The 18,195-nt window shown below is 73.8% G+C and carries 11 protein-coding genes; 4 read left to right on the forward strand and 7 right to left on the reverse strand.

All coding sequences use genetic code 11. The features are described 5' to 3' along the window. Nucleotides 1-16: 16 nt before the first annotated feature. The gene (locus OG625_RS35480) at nucleotides 17-559 is read right to left on the reverse strand and encodes a GNAT family N-acetyltransferase (RefSeq protein ID WP_329389201.1); all 543 of its coding nucleotides are present in this window, start codon (nucleotides 557-559) and stop codon (nucleotides 17-19) included. Nucleotides 560-648: 89 nt separating this feature from the next. Between OG625_RS35480 and OG625_RS35485 the strand changes: the two genes are divergently transcribed. Genes OG625_RS35485 through OG625_RS35495 form a run of 3 tightly spaced genes read left to right on the forward strand, consistent with a single transcriptional unit; the run spans nucleotide 649 to nucleotide 5,795 of the window. Continuing rightward, nucleotides 649-1,491: a hypothetical protein gene (locus tag OG625_RS35485; RefSeq protein ID WP_329389203.1), complete on the forward strand. Its 843-nt coding sequence runs from the start codon at nucleotides 649-651 to the stop codon at nucleotides 1,489-1,491. Then, a complete protein-coding gene (locus OG625_RS35490; RefSeq protein ID WP_329389204.1) occupies nucleotides 1,491-3,647 on the forward strand; it encodes a bifunctional serine/threonine-protein kinase/ABC transporter substrate-binding protein in 2,157 nt (718 codons plus the stop codon). Before OG625_RS35485 ends, OG625_RS35490 begins: the two co-directional genes overlap by 1 nt. Before the next feature lie 6 nt (nucleotides 3,648-3,653). Continuing rightward, entirely contained in the window at nucleotides 3,654-5,795 is a 2,142-nt protein-coding gene (locus tag OG625_RS35495) for a bifunctional serine/threonine-protein kinase/ABC transporter substrate-binding protein (RefSeq protein WP_329389206.1), read from the forward strand. Here OG625_RS35495 and OG625_RS35500 read toward each other — a convergent pair. The 3 genes from OG625_RS35500 to OG625_RS35510 all read right to left on the reverse strand — a co-directional run bounded on the left by OG625_RS35500 (nucleotide 5,788) and on the right by OG625_RS35510 (nucleotide 12,420). Beyond that, nucleotides 5,788-6,417 (reverse strand): hypothetical protein, encoded by a 630-nt coding sequence (locus tag OG625_RS35500; RefSeq protein ID WP_329389208.1) that lies wholly within the window; start codon nucleotides 6,415-6,417, stop codon nucleotides 5,788-5,790. The genes OG625_RS35495 and OG625_RS35500 overlap by 8 nt on opposite strands. Before the next feature lie 99 nt (nucleotides 6,418-6,516). Next, a complete protein-coding gene (locus tag OG625_RS35505) occupies nucleotides 6,517-8,550 on the reverse strand; it encodes an RICIN domain-containing protein (protein WP_329389210.1) in 2,034 nt (677 codons plus the stop codon). A 357-nt stretch (nucleotides 8,551-8,907) separates the two neighbouring features. Continuing rightward, a complete protein-coding gene (locus tag OG625_RS35510) occupies nucleotides 8,908-12,420 on the reverse strand; it encodes an nSTAND1 domain-containing NTPase (RefSeq protein WP_329389212.1) in 3,513 nt (1,170 codons plus the stop codon). Nucleotides 12,421-12,571: 151 nt separating this feature from the next. Between OG625_RS35510 and OG625_RS35515 the strand changes: the two genes are divergently transcribed. Beyond that, nucleotides 12,572-14,455 (forward strand): DNA/RNA non-specific endonuclease, encoded by a 1,884-nt coding sequence (locus OG625_RS35515; RefSeq protein ID WP_329389214.1) that lies wholly within the window; start codon nucleotides 12,572-12,574, stop codon nucleotides 14,453-14,455. A gap of 53 nt (nucleotides 14,456-14,508) precedes the next feature. On the opposite strand, the gene OG625_RS35520 is transcribed toward OG625_RS35515, so the two are convergent. The 3 genes from OG625_RS35520 to fusA form a co-directional block, all read right to left on the reverse strand. Next, the gene (locus OG625_RS35520) at nucleotides 14,509-15,252 is read right to left on the reverse strand and encodes a polysaccharide deacetylase family protein (protein WP_329389216.1); all 744 of its coding nucleotides are present in this window, start codon (nucleotides 15,250-15,252) and stop codon (nucleotides 14,509-14,511) included. 100 nt (nucleotides 15,253-15,352) lie between these two features. Next, entirely contained in the window at nucleotides 15,353-15,895 is a 543-nt protein-coding gene (locus tag OG625_RS35525) for an FABP family protein (protein ID WP_329391230.1), read from the reverse strand. Nucleotides 15,896-16,010: 115 nt separating this feature from the next. Further along, nucleotides 16,011-18,068 carry an elongation factor G gene (gene fusA / locus OG625_RS35530; RefSeq protein ID WP_329389218.1) on the reverse strand — a complete coding sequence of 686 codons (2,058 nt, stop codon included), beginning with the start codon at nucleotides 18,066-18,068 and terminating at the stop codon, nucleotides 16,011-16,013. Nucleotides 18,069-18,195: the final 127 nt, after the last annotated feature.

The raw sequence follows: 18,195 nt of genomic DNA on the forward strand, positions 1-18,195 counted from the left end.
CAGTGCTACGGATTCGCTACAGGACGCGGCGCATGCAGACCCTGGGCCACCGGTCCAGGCCGTGCTCCGCCTCCCGCGCCCGGATCTCCCGCAGGCCCGGAGTGAGCGCACCGTCGTCCAGCGGCCGGAAGCCGCAACGCTCGTAGTACGGGGCGTTCCAGGGGACCTCGGTGAAGGTGGTGAGGGTCAGGGCCCGCACCCCCTCGTGCGCGGCCCGCTCTGCGAGACGGTCCAGCAGGGCCCTGCCGATACCGCGGCGCGCGTGGCCAGGGTGCACCGAAACCTGCTCGACGTGCAGGCCACCGTCCACGCGGTCGGCGATCAGGTACGCGACCGGGGGCGCGGCCCCGGCGTCTGCCCCGGCCGCGCCCCCGGCGTCGGCCCCGTCGACCGCGACCCAGGCCAGCCCGGCCGCCACGTAACGGGCCAGCTCCCCGAGGGGCAGCGGTTCGTCGTCGGCGATCTCCGGCATGCCGATGTCCCGGAAGCACAGCCCGGCGGCCCGCTCGATGTCCTGGAGGACGGTCAGTTCGTCCGCACGTGCCGTTCGAATGCGCATGGTCCGCATTCTCCCACCCCAAGATCCGTTTCCCGTAAGCCAGTTCATAGGATCCGCGGCTGGGTACGATCGCTGCCGTGGGGGGATACGTGACACACAGACGCAGCTCCGCGCTGCGCGCCTACGGGTGCGTGGCGGCGGGCCTACTCGTACTGGCGGGCTGTTCGAACGGGGGCGGGGGGAAGAACGGCGCGGGCGAGCGCATCCCGGCCGGTGCGGCGAGCGGGACCGCGAGTGCGGCCGCCACGCCGGCGCCCGCGTCGTCGGGCACGCCCACCGCGCCGCTCATTCCCGAGCTGGACGAGTCCAAGCAGCCCAGGACGGCAGCCGACGCCCGGGCCCTCATCGGCAGTATCGCCATCGGCCAGGAGGCCTTCGGCCCCGAGGTGGGGCGCAGCACCCCGTTCGAGAGCGATCCGGCCCGCTGGCCCGTCCTCGACGCCGACTGCGTCTGGCAGACCGAGAAGCTGCCGCAGGACGTCCTCGCCACCAGCACCCGCTACTTCCAGATCCCCGCGAAGGACGGCCACGGCCGCGTACAGATCAACGCGACCGTGACCGTCCACCGCAGCCGCCTGGAATCCGGCTGGGAGACCGCCCGCGCCATGGAGGAGGTGCTGCGCTGCCCCGACCAGCGACTGCGCGCCGGCGAGGAGCTCAAGGGTCTGTGGGGAGCCTCCCTCTACCAGGGGGAGCAGGTGAACGGCTGGACCGAGGACGCCTTCACCGAGTCCGGCCAGTACGTCGGCGAGGAGGGCGGCGGCCCCCACCCCTACCTCTGGTCCCAGGGGCAGTTCGGACCCGTCACCATCGCCATCGCGGGCAAGGGAGCGCAGGGCTTCACTCCCGAGGCGCTGAGCGCGCTCGTCGTCCAGGGCACCAGCCGCATGATGCTGCAGGCCCATCAGGAGCTCGGAAAGGCGGCGGGCTGATGGAACGGCTGCACCCCTCGGACCCCTCGCGGATCGCCGACTACCGCCTCCTCGGGCGGCTCGGCGCCGGCGGCATGGGCGTCGTCTACCTCGGCCGTACCGACGACGGCGCGCTCGCAGCCGTCAAGGTGATCCGCGCCGAGTACGCCGACGAGGCCGACTTCCGGGCGCGCTTCCGCCGCGAGGCGGAGATCGCGGCCGAAGTGGACAGCCCCTGGGCCGTCCGGATCACCGGCGCCGACCCGGACGCCCACGAACCGTGGCTGGCCACCGCCTTCGTGGCCGGACCCTCCCTCGCCGAGGCCGTCGCCGCCCACGGACCGCTCCCGCTGCGCGCCGTACGGGTCCTCGGCAAGGCCATGGCCAAAGCCCTCGGGGTGATGCACGGGCAGGGCCTCGTGCACCGCGACGTCAAACCCGGCAACGTGCTCCTCGGCATGGACAGGCCCCGGCTCATCGACTTCGGGATCGCGCGCGGCGGCGACCACACCGCCCTGACCTCCGCCGACGCCGTCCTCGGCACCCCCGGCTTCATCCCGCCCGAGCAGGCCGAGGGCCGCCCCGCCGAACCGGCCGGGGACGTCTTCGCGCTCGGCTGCCTCCTCGCCTTCGCCGCCACCGGCCGGCTGCCCTACGGCAGCGGCACCGTGGAAGCGGTGCTCTACCGCACCGTCCACGACGAGCCCGAGTTCGGCCCGGAGATCCTCGCCGACCCCGAACTCACCGTGCTCCTGCGGACCTGTCTCGCCAAGCACCCCGACATCCGCCCCACCGCCGCCGAGCTCGACGCGGCGCTGACCGAGGACACCCCCGGGGAGGGCACTGCCTGGCTGCCCGACCCGGTCGTCGCCACCATCGCCGAGCGGGCCGCCGCCCTGCTCGCCCTGCCCGGCATCGACGAGACCGTCGCCGACCCGGACGCGGCCCCCGCTCCCGGCGCCGGACCCGCGCCCTCCCGCAGGCGCTTCCTCGGCCTCGCCGCCGCCGGCGCCGTGCTCGCCACGGGCGGTGGTCTGGCCTCCTGGCTGGCCCTGCGCGACGAGGACCGGGGGAAGGGGGCGACGGCCGCGCCCAGGCAGTGGGTGATCGGCGTACAGGCAGACCTGTCAGGCCCGCAGAAGGCCCTCGGGCAGGCCCAGGAACGCGGCGTCCGCCTCGCCGTCGACGCCTTCAACTCCCGCAAGGACAAACCCTTCACGCTCACCGTCGCCACCGCCGACGACGCCGGGCGGGCCGACCGTTCCGCGGCCGCCGCCACCGGTCTCATCGCCAACCGCGACGTGCTCGCCGTGATCGGCCCGACCGGCAACGCCACGGTCGTCCCCTGCCTGGAGCTGTACGGCGAGGCCGCCCTGCCCCTGCTCACCGTGTCCGCCCTGGCGACCGCCTTCGGCGTCACCGACCGGCGCAGCTTCTTCCAGACCAGCGCCCTCTCCCTCGCCCAAGGATCCGCCCTCAACTTGCAGTTGATCGGGAAGCAGGGAGTGCGCCGCCTCGGTGCCCTCTGCGACCGCGAGGGCGACGTCGAGGGCTGGCAGGCGGTCCAACAGGCGAACCGCACCCTCACCGTGGTCTCCCCGCAGGCCACCGCGTACGCACGGGTGGTCCCGCGCGGCGTCGGAGACCTCTCCCCGGTCGTGAACGACATGCTGGCCCACGGGATCGACTCCTTCTTCTACGCCGGCACCCCGGCGGGCGCCGCCAAGGTGGCCGGGCTGCTCGCCGCCGCGCGGTTCACGGGGCCCCGGGTCGTCGACTACACCAACGTGGGGCCGGAGTTCCTCACCGCCGCCGGCCCGGCGGCCGAGGGCTGGCAGTTCCTCGCCCCGTACACCGGCCCGGACGCCCCGGAGGTCGCCGACCTGGCCCGAGCGCACCGGGCGGCGTACGGAACGGACCCCGACGCCTGGACGGCGGAGGCCTACGACACCGCGGGTCTGGTGATCGACCGGCTCGTGACGGCGGCGCGGGGCGGCGCCCGTCCGACCCGCGCCGAGCTGCTGTCCGCGCTCCCCAAGGGGTCCTTCCGCGGCCTGACGAAGCAGTACGCCTTCGACGAGTACCAGCAGGTGAAGGGCCACATCTACTACGTCCACCGGGTGGAGGGCGGCCGGATCCGCTACGTGGGTCCGGTTTCCGAAACCCCGGCGGCGTAGCCGAGGATGCGCCCCCTCCTCCCCGCCGACCCGGCCGCGATCGGCGGAAACCGTCTGCTGGGCCGGCTCGGCTCGGGTGGCATGGGCACCGTCTACCTCGCCCGTTCCCCGGCCGGGACCCTGGTCGCGGTCAAGGTGATCCGCGCCGACCACGGTGCGGACCCCGCCTTCCGGGCCCGGTTCCGCCGTGAGGCGGAGGCGGCCGCGGGCCTGACGGGGCGGTGGGTGGTCCCGGTGGTCGCCGCCGACCCGGAGGCCCGCGAGCCGTGGCTGGCCACCCCGTTCGTCCCCGGCCCGGCCCTGTCCGAAGCGGTGGGCGGGTACGGTCCGCTGCCCGCCCGGAGCGTCCGGATCCTGGGCGCGAGGCTCGCCGAGGCCCTGGCCGAGGTGCACGCGGCCGGGCTGATCCACCGCGACGTCAAACCGGGCAACGTACTGCTCGCCCCGGACGGCCCCCGCCTCATCGACTTCGGGATCGCCCGCGCGGCCGGTGCGACCACCCTGACCGCCGCGGACGCGGTCGTCGGCACCCCCGGCTACCTGGCGCCGGAACTGGCCCGCGCGGGCGGCCCCCTGGCGGGTCCGGCGAGCGACGTCTTCTCCCTCGGCTGCGTCCTCGCCTACGCCGGGACCGCACGGGGGCCCTTCGGCGGCGGGCACGCGGCCGCGGTGGTCTTCCGCACCGTGCACGAGGAACCCGAACTGGCCGACCTTCCAGGTGAGTTGCTGGAAGCCGTCAGTGCGTGCCTGGCCAAGGACCCGGACGCCAGGCCGACGCTCGCGGAACTCCACGGCCTCCTGGGCGACCAGCCGGGGGACGACGGCGCCCCGGACTGGCTGCCGCCCCCGCTGCCCCGGCTCATCGCCGAACGCTCCACCCGGGCCCTGGACCTCCCCGCCCCCGAACCCACCCGGGTCGACACCCCGGGGGCCGAGACGGGGACCCTCACCCGCAGGCGGCTCCTCGCGGCGGGCGGAGCACTGGTCGCGGTCGGCGCACCGATCGCCTGGTTCAGCACGCGCGGGCCGGGCGGCAAGACACCGGGCCAGGCCGGTAAGGACGGGAACCTCCCCGTGCTCACCCTCGCCCTCCAGGCCGATCTGACCGGGCCGGGCAAGGCCACCGGCCGGGCGCACGAGCGCGGCATGCGGTTGGCCGTCGACGTGCACAACGCCCGCACGGACGCCGTGTTCCGGCTGGCCCTGCGCGTCGCCGACGACGGCGGCGACCGGGCGCGCGCCGCGCAGGTCGCCAAGGAACTGGCCGCGGACCCCGCGGTGCTCGCCCTCACCGGACCCACCTGGGACGCGGCCGTGCCCGATCTCGCCGATGCCTGCAATACGGCGGGTCTCACCTTGCTCCTGGTGTCGGTCAACGGCCTGGAGGAGGCGCTGTTCCGAAGGTGGCGGACGGTCTGCCCCACCCGCCCCGCCGGGGACTACGTGGCCAACCCCGTGATCCACTACCTGACCGTCGTGCGGCCCTCGCGCCGGACGGCGGTCGTGGAGGACGCGGCCGGCGGAGAGCCGGCCTGGCAGCTCACCCGGGTCCTCCAGCAGAGCCCCCCGGCCAGGGGCTCGGTGAGCGTCCACCGGATTCCCGAGGGCGGCTCCGACTTCGCGGGCGCCGTACGGGCGCTGACCGGGGCCGGGGCGGAGGGCGTCGTCTACGCCGGCACCTCGCCGCAGCGCGCGGCGCTGCTGGCCCGCGCCCTGACCGATGCCGGGTTCCAGGGCCCCCGGGTGGGCATCCAGCACGTCATGGAGCCGGAGTTCCTCACCGACGCCGGACCGGCTTCGGACGGCTGGGCGTTCGGCGCCTTCTTCACCGACCCGGCGGCCGTACCGGCAGCCGCCGGGTTCGTCACCGCGTACCGGGCCGCGTACGGGGAAGCCCCCGCCCGCTGGGCCACCGAGGCGTACGACGGCGCGGGCTTCCTGGCGGCCTGTCTGACCGGACTCGGTGCGGACGTACGTGACAGGGCGAGCCTGGCCCGCAGGTTCTCCCGCGAGACGCATCAGGGCCTGGCCAAGCCGCTGGCCTTCGACGCCGACACCCACGCCCTGACCGGAACGCGGATCTCCCACCTCTACCGCGTGGAATCGGGGGCGTACCGCTACCTGGGCCTCTACCCCGACGTCAGCTGAGCCGGAGCCTGCGCCTGCGCCGCCGCCGGATCAGGATTCCGGCGGCCGCACCCGCCAGCGCGAGCGCCGCCACTCCGGCCGTCGTCCACCAGAGGCCGGAGCCGGAGGTTTCGGCGGTCGGCCCCGGCGTCGCAGCCGGTGTGGGTGTGGCGACGGCGGTGGGCGTGGTCACGGGCGCGGCCGACGTGGCCGCCGCGGAGGGCGGTACCGGGGGAGCCGGGGTGCCGGCGGTCGGCGCCGGGTCCACCACCGGTACGGCGACTTCGAGTTCCCCGTGCCCGAGGGCCGGGAACCCCACGTCCACGGTGACCTTCCAGGAGCCCGGCGGCAGGGCCTCGGCCGTGGTCCACGCGGCCTTCGAGGTACCGGCGCTGTCGCGGACCAGCCGCCAGGGCCCGAGGGTGCGCGAGCCGTCCGGGTTCGTCGCGTTCACCGTCGCGGCGACGGCCTCCTCGACGGCGTCCCCGTCGTTCTCCCAGGTGATGTCGGCGGTGACCCGGCCCTCCCGGTGCCCGGTCACCACCACCTTCACGGTGTCCCCGTGGGCGTGGGCCGCCACGGGCGTCAGGAACACGAGGCCGAGGAGGGCCAGTACGGTCGTGAAAGCGATTCGAATGCGCATCGTCGCGGTGCTCCGCTCGGGACGAGGGGGTCCGGCGGACGGCCGCCGCGCAGGGCGGCCGTCCGCCGGAGGGATTCACTTCATCGGTCCGTCAGGCCGTCAGCCGGCCTTCTGGAGGGTCCAGATCTGCGACGGACGGCTGTCCGCGCGCTGGAGGTCGAGCAGCCAGTTCCCGTAGTAGGGGCGGCTGCTCACGGTGAGGGCGAAGCCGCCGCTCGGGTCCGTGACCGTCACCGCGCCCGCCTTCGACGCGACCCGCCAGGCCTGCGCGGCGTTCCCGCCGCACGGCTCCTGCGCGACCCACATGCCGGCCGAGGGGGTCCCGCCCGGCTGGAGGCACTTGCCGGAGACCGCGGACCGGATGCGGACCTGCCCGCCGCCTGCGTCGTCGAAGTACCACTGCTGCTGCGCGTACCCGTTGGCGCGGGCCCCGACGAGGACCGTGCCGTCGGCGGTGCGGCCGCCCCACAGCTCGGCGGCCATGCCGGTGCTGCCGTTGCCGAGCGTGTACTTCGTACCGGGGGTGGTCGTCGCGCCGCCGCCCGTGCCCGTGGCCTTGGCCGTACGGAAGGACGCGGCCTTGCCCGGCCCGCTGTCGCGGCCCGAGCCGTCACGGACGGAGACGGCGACCTTGTACGCGGTGTCGGGGCGCAGGTTGTAGATCCGCAGCGACTGGGACTGGACCCAGGTCAGGTGCTTGCCGTTCAGCAGGACCTGGTACCAGGCGGTGCCCTCGACCTTCGGCCAGCTGACCACGACGGAGTCGGACCGGATCTGGCCCGCGGTCACCGCGGGGCCACCGGTGGGCTGCTTGGTCGGGCCGGCCGTCGGCTTCGTGGTGGGGGTCGGCGTCGGATTCGGATTCGGGTCGGTGCCGCCTCCGCCGCCGCCCTTGGAGCGCATCAGGAACTGGTTGTCGGCGATGTTCCAGTGCGTGGCCAGGTAGCTGCCGGCGCGGGGGCTGGTGTGGAAGTAGTCGTCGTGGTTGCAGTCGAGGATGTTCTCCGACGCCTGGTTCGTGCAGATGTTGCGCATCTGCGGGTAGTACGGGGTGTCCGAGTAGCACATCACGTCGAACTCGTCGGTGCAGTGCGCGCCCCGGCTGGTGTTCGGGGCGCTGTTGTTGACCGCGCCCAGGTTGTGGCCGAGTTCGTGCGCGGCGGTGTGGCCGCCCCAGCAGCCGGAGTCCGTACGCCCGTAGGAGGGGCCGAAGTTGCTCTGGTTGGCCTGGCCGGGGCGCTCGTCCCCGTTGAAGGTGCCGATGCCGCAGTAGACCTGGGTGTCCGCGAAGATCATGTACTTGCGGTCGCGGCGGTCGAGGCCCTTGGCGGCGAGCGCGGAGTTCGTCGCGCTGAACTCGGCCAGCGCCGAGGCCGGGAGCTCGATGTTCAGCACGGTCGGGGTGCAGTCGGCGGCCGTCACGTAGCGGATGTGGCGCACTCCGCCGGTCTCCTGGGCGCTCGCCGCGTAGATGAGGTCGGCGTCGGCCGCCCACTTGCGGAACGAGGCGGCGTACTCGGCGTACCGGTCGCGACCGGGAGCGTGCACGTACACGACCTGGACGCGGTTGCCGGTGCTGCCGTCGCCGTCGCACTGGACGGTCTGGCCGACGGGTCCGGCGGCGACGGTCTGACCGCCCGCGGGGGCGGCGGGAGCGTCGGCCTTGGCCTTGGCGGACCCGGCATCGGCCGCGGCGGGCGCGTCCTGAGGACGCCCGCCGCCTTCCGTGGTGGCCGGGTCCTGCACGGCGGGGTGGGCCGGATCGGCGGCCGCGGCCGTCTGCTTGACGGCGGGAGGCACGTCCTTGGTGATGTCGACACCCTTGGGCGGGGCATCGGGGCCGTGGGTGCACAAGCCGCCCTGGGTGCGGTAGACGCCCACGCACCGGTCGCCCTGCGGCGCGGCCTGGAGGCCGTCGTAGACCATCCCCCGGGCGCCCTCGTTCGCCGGTGCGCCGGAGAGGGGGGCGGGCTCCTGGTCCCGGGCCGGCTCGGCCGCCATCACGGCCGTGTCCGTGCCGGCCCCCGCGGCCTGCCCGGGGGCGACGGCCTCGGCGTCGTCGCCGAGTCCGGAGTAGGCGATGCCTGTGGTGATCACCGCCGCCGCGGCCATGGCGGCGGTGAGGAGTATCAACCGCCGTGGTTTGCGGCGGTGTTCGGGTCGTCTGCGTCGTCCTGTCATGGGCACCTCAAGTCGTGGTCGGATGACTGGGTGCGCGGAAGCCTGCCAGACGAATGCGCCGGAGAATTCGGACAAAGGTGAGGGCGGCTCAAGAAATCGTTCCGTTACCTGTCACCTAAATGTGACGAACAATCAACTCTCCATTAAACAAGGGGAGTTACGCGCGTCGCACTCGATTGGTCCAGGCCTTTTCGGAGTTTTCGTTATCGAATCGAGATAGAGCGAGTTTGCTTGTTGACGGGAATTCAGTCAGGGATTCATCCAATTACTACCTGCCGAATTCCCCCCGTCACGACCCGTGAGGAACCGTCAGCCCCCGGCCGGCAGGAGGAACGCCCGCCGCTCGTCCGAGGTCAGCGCGCGCAGCTGCCGGGAGCGGGCGCGCCCGAGCAGGGCCTGCGGGTCCGTCGCGGCCACGTCCCAGATCCGCAGCGTGCGGTCGCGCGAGGCCGTCACGAGCCGGGAGCCGTCCGGGTGCCAGCCCAGGCCGTTGACCCAGTCGGCGCCGACACCGACGACCGAGAGCTGCGTGGCGGTCGCCGGGTCCCAGAGGCGCACCGTGCGGTCCCGGGACGCCGAGGCGATCAGGGTGCCGTCCGGCGACCAGGCCACGCGCTGGACCCGGTCCTCGTGACCGGTCATGACGGCGAGCTCGACCCCGCCGAAGGGGTCCCAGAGGCGGAGCGTGCGGTCCCGGGAGCCGGTGACGAGGCGACTGCCGTCCGGCGACCAGTCGATCTTCCAGGCGTGGTCCTGGTGGCCGGTCAGCACGGTGACCACCGCGCCCGTGGCCGTGTCCCACACGAGGATCGTCCGCCCGGTGCCGGAGGTGGCGAGGTGTCTGCCGTCCGGGGACCAGGCCGTCCCGGTGAGCCAGTCGTCCTGGCCGCGCGTGCGCCGCCCGGAATCCAGCACGTGCACGGCGGCGCCCGTGGCGGCGTCCCAGATCCGTACGGTGCTGTCGCGCGAGGCGGTGGCGACCCGGGTGCCGTCCGGCGACCACGAGACGTCGGACAGCTCGTCGCGGTGCCCGCGGAGCGCCGTACGGGAGCCCTCGTGCCCGGGGCTCCACAGCAGGGCCTCGCCGTCGCGCAGGGCAGCCGCCACCCTGGTGCCGTCGGGCGACCAGGCGACGTCCGACACCTCGGCCCCGGGGTGCAGTACGCCCCCCGGCCGGCCGGAGCGCGCGTCCCATACGCGTACGGTGCCGTCCTGGGAGGCGCTGGCTATGCGTTCGCCGTCCGGGGACCAGGCGGCCTGCCACACCGAATCCTCGTGGCCGTGCAGGGTGTTGGTCCGTTCGCCGGCGTCCCAGACGGCGAGGACCCGGTCGCGGGAGGCGCTGGCGAGCCGCGACCCGTCGGGCGACCACGCGAGGTCGTACACCGTGTCGGTGTGGCCGCTCAGCCAGAGCCCGGCCTCCGCGGTCGCGGTGCCCGACTCGTCTGCGAGCTGCCAGACGCGCACACCGCGGTCCTGGTCGCCGGCGGCCAGCCGCCGCCCGTCCGGCGACCAGGCAAGGCAGTTGAGGCCGTCCATGCTGTCCAGCCGCTGCCGGACCCGCCAGGAACCGGTGGACCAGATCCGCACCGTACGGTCCTTGGACGCGGAGGCGAGGCTGCGCCCGTCGGGCGACCAGCGGACGCACTCGACCGTGTCCTGATGGCCCGGCAGCACGCGCAGGACCTCCCCGGAGGCCGCCTCCCAGATCCGTACCTCCGCTCCCTCGCCCGCACTGGCTATGCGCTCGCCGTCGGGGGACCAGGCCACGCTCCACACCGTGTGCGCGTGGCCGTGAAGGGTGCGGACCTCGCCGTGCCCGGAGGCCGGGCCGGTGTCCCAGACCCGCAGCACGCGGTCGCTGCCGGCGGAGACGAGCCGGCTGCCGTCCGGTGCCCACGCGACCGCGGTGACCCCCTCGGCACGTCCCCCGGGCCGCACAGGGTGCCGCAGCAGGGCGAGCCGTGTCCAGGTCCCGGTGTCCCATACGGCCACGGTCCCCTCCTTGGCGCCGCAGGCGATCCGGCTCCCGTCGGGCGACCAGGCCAGGGCAATGAGCCGGCCGGACCCATCCAGGTGCACGGCCGGCTCCGCCGCGAGGTCGGCCTCGGCGTCCGCCGCCGGCCACACCCGCAGGCCGCCCTCAGCCGAACAGACCGCCAGCCACCTGCCGTCGGGCGACCACGCCGTCCCCGTCACGGCAGCCTCGAAGCCCCGGTGAGCGCCGCGCAGCCGGGAGGAGTCCAGTGCGGTCCGCAGCGCCTGGGCGAGGGCCGGCGTGAGCCCGCACTCCTCGGCCGCGGCCAGCCCGGCCGCCGTCGCCAACTCCGGCTTGAGCTCAGCGCTTTCGAGCACCCGCAGGGCCACCGCATCCGCCGCGCGCGCCATCGTCGCCCGGTCCGCGCGCGCCGAGCGGTCCACGAACTCCGTGACCAGCGGCGCCGCGCCCAGCACCCGGGCGGACCCGTCCATCCACTGCCGGGCCAGGGCGAGCCGCTCCCCGGTCAGCAGGTACGCGTCCGGCCGGCCGGCGTGCTCCCAGTCCTGCGCCCAGCGCTCCAACTCGGTACGCCGGTGCAGCTCGTCGGCGCGCGCGGCGACCGCCTGGCCCAGCGGCGGCCACCGCCGGAACAGGGCCTCGTGGGCCACGTCCAGCAGCCCGCCGTCGCCCGTCAGCAGCCGGCCGGCCACGAAGGCGTCGGCGACCTCCCGCTGTGCGGGGTCCAGGTCGGCGCGCGGCACCCGCCGCCGGGTGGGCTCGCCGCGGTCGACCGTCACGAACCGCAGCAGCGTCGGCAGGACGGGCGCCTGCGCGCCCAGCTCGGCCGTGATCCGGTCCGCCCGGTCCGACAGGGCTCCGGGGACCCCGCCGAGCGCCCGGTACGTCTCGTCGGTCACCGTCCCGCCGGAGCCGCCGGCCCGCAGGTACAGCTCCTGCAGGGTGTAGGCGAGCAGGGGGAGCGCGTCGCCGCCCCCGCAGTCGTCGACCATGCGGGCGACGACTCCCGGCGCGAAGGCGAGCCCGGCCTGCTCTGCGGGCCGCTCGATGACCTCGTACAGCTCCTCGCGGCCGAGCGTCCCGATGGCCATGGTGTCCCGGACCAGCTCGGCGAGCCCGCTCTCCAGGAAGCCGGTGAGGAAGTCCGAGCGCAGGGTGGCGACCACCCACAGTTGGGGGTCCTCGCGCAGGGCCGTGCGGACCGCCGCGAGGAACTCGGCGCGCTCCTCGGGTCCGGACAGGGTGAGCAGCTCCTCCAGCTGGTCGACCACGAGCAACGCGGGCCGGGTGTCCGGCAGTTGCCCCAGCCCTCGGCGCAGCGCGCCGACCGGGTCCGTACCCGGCGAGAACGGCTCGGCGACCGCCCAGCGCCTGCGCCGCCGGGCCAGCGCGGGCAGCAGTCCGGCCCGTACCAGTGAGGACTTGCCGCTGCCGGACGGCCCGACGACGGTGACGCACCGCGCGGCCCGCCCGGGAACCGCCGGGTGGAGCCGGCCGACCAGCTCGGAGACCTCGCGGTCGCGGCCGAAGAAGACGGCCGCATCGGCCTCGGTGAAGGCTTCGAGCCCGGGAAAGGGCGGCTGCTCGGAATCCCACGCGCGCCGGACGGCCACCGGCCGGTCGAGGTAGTGCAGCCAGACCTGGCCGACGACCAGGGCCAGCACGCCCACGACGATCAGCGGCACCGACCAGGTCCGCAACAACCGCAGCAGGAACGGGACGTGGCCGTCCTCGCTGGTCGCGTAGTTCGTCGCGATGGCCATGAGTGCCCCGACGAGGACGAGCAGGACATCGAGCATGAGTTTGAGAGGGCGTCGGTCCACGCCCGAACCCTAACCGGGCGCTCGACGAGCCCGTCGATCATCCCGGCCGTACGCTGAAAGGGGCACGTCCGGGAGGGAGGCCCCACGCTGTTCGCGTCGATGTCCACGACCGCGACCGCGGGGGAGGCCGCATGCCCGGAGGGAGCCGTCCATGGCCGCCGAAAAGCGTACGTCCGCCAAACCGAAGGCCGCCACCGCGGCCGACGGGCGGGAACAGCTCGTCACCGCGCTGAAGCAGTTCATCCGTACCCGCGGGTCGAGCTACCTCAAGGACCCCAACGTGTCCTCGATCGGCATCGGCTACAAGGAGAAGGGCGGGAAACGGGGCAAGGAACTGGTCCTCCAGTTCACCGTCGACCGGAAGGTCGTGCCGGAGGCCGTGGGCGGGCTGAGGAGCGCGGAGATACCGAAGGTCATCGACATAGGCGGCGGCGTGAAGGTACCGACCGATGTCGTGCAGCGCAGCTACAAACCGCACTTCCTCGTGGTGGCCGAAGCACAGACGCCGGAGCGGCAGACACGCGTCGACCCGCTCCGACCCGGTGTGAGCGTGGGGAACGTCAAGGTGTCCGCCGGCACCCTCGGGTGCGTCGTCTTCGACAAGACCGACGGATCCACCTGCCTGCTCAGCAACTGGCACGTGCTGGACGGCCGCACCGGTGAGATCGGCGACGACGTCGTACAGCCCGGCAAGGCCGACGACAGCCGCCTCGCCCAGAACCGCATCGGCACCCTGCGGCGCTCCCACCTCGGGACGGTCGGGGACTGCGCCGTCTCCACGATCACCGACCGTGACGTCGAAACCGACGTCCTCGACCTGGGCGTGACACCGGCGCGGCTGGGAGAACCGCAGATCGACGACAAGGTCGTCAAGAGCGGGCGCACGACGGGGGTCACGCACGGGGTGGTGAGTCGTCCCTTCGCCAAGGTCAGCATCGACTACGGAGCTCCGGTGGGCGTGCGGGAAATCGAATGCTTCGAGATAGGCCCCGACCCCGGCAAACCGGCGGACGGGGACGAGATCAGCTCGCCCGGCGACTCCGGTTCGGCGTGGCTGTTCACGACGCGCACCGGCCGACCGACGGACGTCCTGGCCGGCCTGCACTTCGGCGGCGAGGGGGACGGTGACCCCGAGGACCGGGCGCTGGCCTGCTTCCCGCAGGCCGTCTTCCAGGAGCTGAAGATCACCCTGGACCGGCCGGCCCCCGAAGCCCCGGCAGCCCCGACCGGATACGACCCGGGCTTCCTCTCCGTCCCGGTCGCCACCCCGCAGCTCAACCCGTCGATCAGACCGGACGCCACCCTGCTCGACGGGTCCGAGGTCATCCCGTACACCCACTTCTCACTGGCCCTCAGCACACCGCGGCGCTTCGCGATCTGGGTGGCCTGGAACATCGACGGGGCGAGCCTCAAGAAGCTCAGCCGCCAAGGCATCGACTTCACCAAGGACCCCCGCCTGCCGGCCTCCGCCCAGGTCGGCAACGAGCTGTACAAGGGCCGGAACAACCGGCTGGACCGGGGCCACATCGCGCGCCGCGCCGACCTCGTGTGGGGCCCGCTGCCCGAGGCGAACCGGGCCAACGAGGACTCGTTCTTCTACACCAACATCACCCCGCAGATGGACGACTTCAACCAGAGCTCCCGCAGCGGTGTCTGGGGAAAGCTGGAGGACGCCGTCTTCGAGGACACCGACGTGGACGACCTCAAGGTGAGCCTGTTCGGAGGCCCCGTCTTCCACGAGGACGACCGCGAGTTCAGAGGAGTCCGGATACCGCGGGAGTTCTGGAAGGTCCTCGTGTTCTCGGAGCGGGGAACCCTCAAGTGCAAGGCGTTCCTGTTGACGCAGGGCCTGGAACTGGCCGAATCGCTGGAACTCGACGAGTTCCGCGTCTTCCAGGTGAAACTGGGCGAGGTCCGGAGACGGACCCACCTCCGCTTCCCCGCGGCGATGACGAACGCGGACACGCTGGTGGTGCCGGAGTCGCTGGACGACCGGACGCCGCTCGACAGCCCGGCGGACATCGACTGGTCCTGAGGTCATGGCCGCAGGACCCGCGCGGCCCGGCGGCCGGCTCGCCGCGCAGGTGGTCAGGGGACGAGGAGCCCGCGCAGGTCGATGACCTCGTACCCCTCGTCCAGGGCCGCGTCGATGATCCGGGGGAGGGCCTGCGCGTCGATGACGACCCCGTCGCCCGTACTGCCCACGTGCATCTGGATGATCGCGCCGGGCGTGAGCGCGTCCACGGCCCGCTCGACCGCCTTCGCCACGCTCATGCCGCCCGCCGCCCCCAGGTAGCCGTTGGTGTCGGTGGTGAACTCGATCGCCGCGTAGCCGAGGTCGTTGACGTCGGCGACGGACTCTTCGGAGGTGGCGCTGTACGGGAACCGGAAGAACGGCAGCGGCTCCGTCCCCGACGCCGCACGGATCGCCGCGTCGGCTCGGCGCACCTCCTGCTCCCGCTCCGCCGTGCTCAGGTCGTCGAAGTAGGGGTGGCTGTGGGAATGGTTGCCCAGGCCGTGCGAGGCGCCCATGGCGCGCACCGCGGCGGGATGGGCCCGGGCGAACTCGCCCGTCGGGAAGAAGGTCGCGGACAGCTTCCGGCGGCGCAGCTCGCCGAGGACGGAGTCGATTCCGCTCTCGTCCCATGCGGCGTTGAAGGTGAGCGCCACGACCCTGCGGGACGTGGGGAGACGGCGGATCTCACTGCCGAGGAGCTCCGCCGGCGGGCGCGGCCCCGAGGGTGACGCCGACGCGGCCGAACACGGCGCGAGCCCCGCGGCCGCCAGCGAAAGTGCCGCCGCCACCACGGCGCGTCGTCCCGGATCCACCATCGTCTCTCCCTCCACCGCGGCCGCCGCTCGACGGCCTGCGACGACTATGGAAGAGCCGCGGCGCGGTGCCCGGCAGACCGTGCCGGGCACCCGGGTGATCTCACACGGGCATCCGGCGCAGCCGGGTCGTGAGGTGGTGCGTCAGGGGCTCGCCCACCGCAGCCATGTCGTGGGTGACCGTGATCTCGTCCTCGCCCAGCGCGTAGTGGCGCCGCGTCCCGGTGACCTCCTTGGCCAGCGGGGTCAGCGCCACGTCCTTCGTCTCGATCTCGATCTCCGTGTCGGAGACCCGCCCGACGTACGCCTCCACGATGCCGGTCGGGTGGGCGAGCACGACTTCCAGGGTCGCGTCGGGCGTCACCCGCCACCACCCCGCCTCGCGCCCCGCCGGGCGCACGGGAGCCCCGGACCCGTCGATCAGCCAGGCGCGCGCCTCGTAGCGCAGGAAGGGCCGCCCGTCGTGGCTGAAGGTGACTTCCTGCTCGTACCGGAAGTCGGTCTCCAGGGTCGGGTACTGGCCCTGCCCCCGGCCGTGCCAGCGCCCGATCAGCGGCAGCACGGGCTTCAGCAGCGGGTGCGGCTCGGGCCCCTCGCCGAGGACGTGGGTGTCAGGGTACGGATTTTCCTGCGCCGACTCGAACATGCTCACCTTGCCTGTGTACGAAGATCCCCCGGCTCCGCAGCCTAGCCCGCAGGTACCCGCCGGACCCGCCCCGTCCCGAGGACCGGGACGGGGCGAGTCGGCCGGACCGTGCCCGCTACCGGGTCGGCACGACCCCGGCGACCGAGGCCGGAACCGGTGCCAGACCGGCCGGCCGGGCGGTGAAGGTGCCCCGGCCCTGGGTCCGGCCGCGCAGCCGGGATGCGTAGCCGAAGAGCTCGGCCAGCGGCACGGACGCCGTGACCACGGCGCCCCCGGCCCCGGCGGTGGAGCCCGAGACCCGTCCCCGGCGCGCCGCGAGATCACCCAGTACGCCGCCCACGGCGTCCTCGGGGACGCTCACCGTCACCTCCACGACCGGCTCCAGCAGTTCCACCGTGCTCGCCCGCAGCGCCTCGCGCAGGCCGAACCGGCCCGCCGCCCGGAACGCCAACTCCGAGGAGTCCTTGGAGTGGGTCGCCCCGTCGGTGAGCGTGACCCGAAGGCCCGTCACCGGGTACCCGCCGAGCGGTCCCTCGGCCAGGGCGTCCCGGCAGCCGGCCTCCACGGCACGCGCGTACTCCTGCGGCACGCGCCCGCCGACGACCGTCGACCGGAACTCGAAGCCCGCCCCGTCCAATGGCTCGACATCGAGGACGACGTGCGCGAACTGCCCCGCACCACCGTCCTGTTTGACGTGCCGGTGGACCAGGCCGGTCACCCCGCGCACGACGGTCTCCCGGTACGAGACCTGCGGCCGGCCGACCTCGACCTCCACCGCGTGAGCGCGGCGGATCTTCTCCACCGCGACCTCCAGATGGAGCTCGCCCATCCCCGACAGCACCGTCTGACCCGTCTCCGCGTCGGACCGCACCACCAGCGAGGGATCCTCTTCCACCAGCCGGGCCAGCGCCGAAGCCAGCCGCCCGGTGTCGGTACTGCGCCGCGCCTCGACCGCCACCGAGACCACCGGCTCCGCCACCGACGGCGGTTCCAGGACCAGCGGCGCGCCCGGCGCGCACAGGGTCGTGCCCGCCCGGGCCGCCTTGAGCCCGATCACCGCGACGATGTCACCCGCGCTCGCCTCCTCCCGCTCCTCGTGCCGGTCCGCCTGCACCCGCAGGATCCGCCCGACCCGCTCGGTACGGCCCGTGGCCGGATCCAGGACGGACTCGCCCTTGCGCAGCGTGCCCGCGTAGACCCGTACGTAGGTGAGCCGCCCCGTCGCCGTGGCCGTCACCTTGAAGGCGAGCGCCGCGAACGGCTCCGCCGGGTCGGGGGCCCGCTCCTGCTCCGCGCCGCCGCCCGCCGCCGTCCCGCGTACCGGCGGCATGTCAGCGGGCGAGGGCAGGTACGCCAGTACGGCGTCCAGCAGCGGCTCGATTCCGCGGTTGCGGTACGCCGAACCGCACAGCACCACGACGGCGTCCCCGCGCAGCGTCAGCTCCCGCAGGGCGCGGACCAGGGTCCGCTCGGTCAGCGCCGACGTCGCGCAGAACTCCTCCAGCGCCTCCGCGTTGAGCTCCGCCACCGTTTCCTCCAGCAGCCTGCGTCGCCGCGCGGCCTCCTCCCGCAGGGACTCGGGGACCGGACCGGCCTCGTACGCGTCGGAGCCGGCAGTCCACAGCAGCGCCCGCATCGCGAGCAGGTCGACGACACCGGTGAACTCGCCCTCGTGTCCGACGGGCAGCTGGACCACGAGCGGGACGGTGCCCAGCCGGTCCCGGATCGAGGCGACGGCCCTGTCGAGGTCGGCGCCCGCCCGGTCCAGCTTGTTGACGAACGCGATCCGCGGCACCCCGTACCGGTCGGCCTGGCGCCACACCGACTCGCTCTGCGGTTCCACGCCGGCGACGGCGTCGAACACCGCGACCGCCCCGTCCAGCACACGCAGCGAGCGCTCGACCTCGTCGGCGAAGTCGACGTGGCCCGGGGTGTCGATGAGGTTCACGCGGTGGCCGCCCCAGGAGCAGCTGACGGCCGCGGCGAAGATGGTGATGCCGCGGTCGCGTTCCTGGGCGTCGAAGTCGGTGACGGTCGTGCCGTCGTGGACCTCGCCGCGTTTGTGGACGGCGCCGGTCGTGTACAGGATGCGTTCGGTGAGGGTGGTCTTGCCGGCGTCGACGTGGGCGAGGATGCCCAGATTGCGGACGGCGGTGAGGAGGGTGGTGCGCATGGCCCGAGGCCTTTCGGATGACGAGGAAGGGGGCAGCGCGATTCCCGGACGCGAACCTCACCCGCCGGCCGGACGGCCGTGCGGGCAAGGCGAATTCAGACGACCTGAGACGATCTGAGATGGACTG

The sequence above is a fragment of the Streptomyces sp. NBC_01351 genome (genome assembly GCF_036237315.1).
Taxonomy (GTDB): domain Bacteria; phylum Actinomycetota; class Actinomycetes; order Streptomycetales; family Streptomycetaceae; genus Streptomyces.

Bases quoted from the DNA above. Each gene is read 5' to 3' on its own strand.
- OG625_RS35480 (WP_329389201.1), bottom strand. From the start codon at position 559: ATGCGCATTCGAACGGCACGTGCGGACGAACTGACCGTCCTCCAGGAC.
- OG625_RS35490 (WP_329389204.1), top strand. From the start codon at position 1,491: ATGGAACGGCTGCACCCCTCGGACCCCTCGCGGATCGCCGACTACCGC.
- OG625_RS35495 (WP_329389206.1), top strand. From the start codon at position 3,654: ATGCGCCCCCTCCTCCCCGCCGACCCGGCCGCGATCGGCGGAAACCGT.
- OG625_RS35500 (WP_329389208.1), bottom strand. From the start codon at position 6,417: ATGCGCATTCGAATCGCTTTCACGACCGTACTGGCCCTCCTCGGCCTC.
- OG625_RS35515 (WP_329389214.1), top strand. From the start codon at position 12,572: ATGGCCGCCGAAAAGCGTACGTCCGCCAAACCGAAGGCCGCCACCGCG.
- OG625_RS35520 (WP_329389216.1), bottom strand. From the start codon at position 15,252: ATGGTGGATCCGGGACGACGCGCCGTGGTGGCGGCGGCACTTTCGCTG.
- OG625_RS35525 (WP_329391230.1), bottom strand. From the start codon at position 15,895: ATGTTCGAGTCGGCGCAGGAAAATCCGTACCCTGACACCCACGTCCTC.
- fusA (WP_329389218.1), bottom strand. From the start codon at position 18,068: ATGCGCACCACCCTCCTCACCGCCGTCCGCAATCTGGGCATCCTCGCC.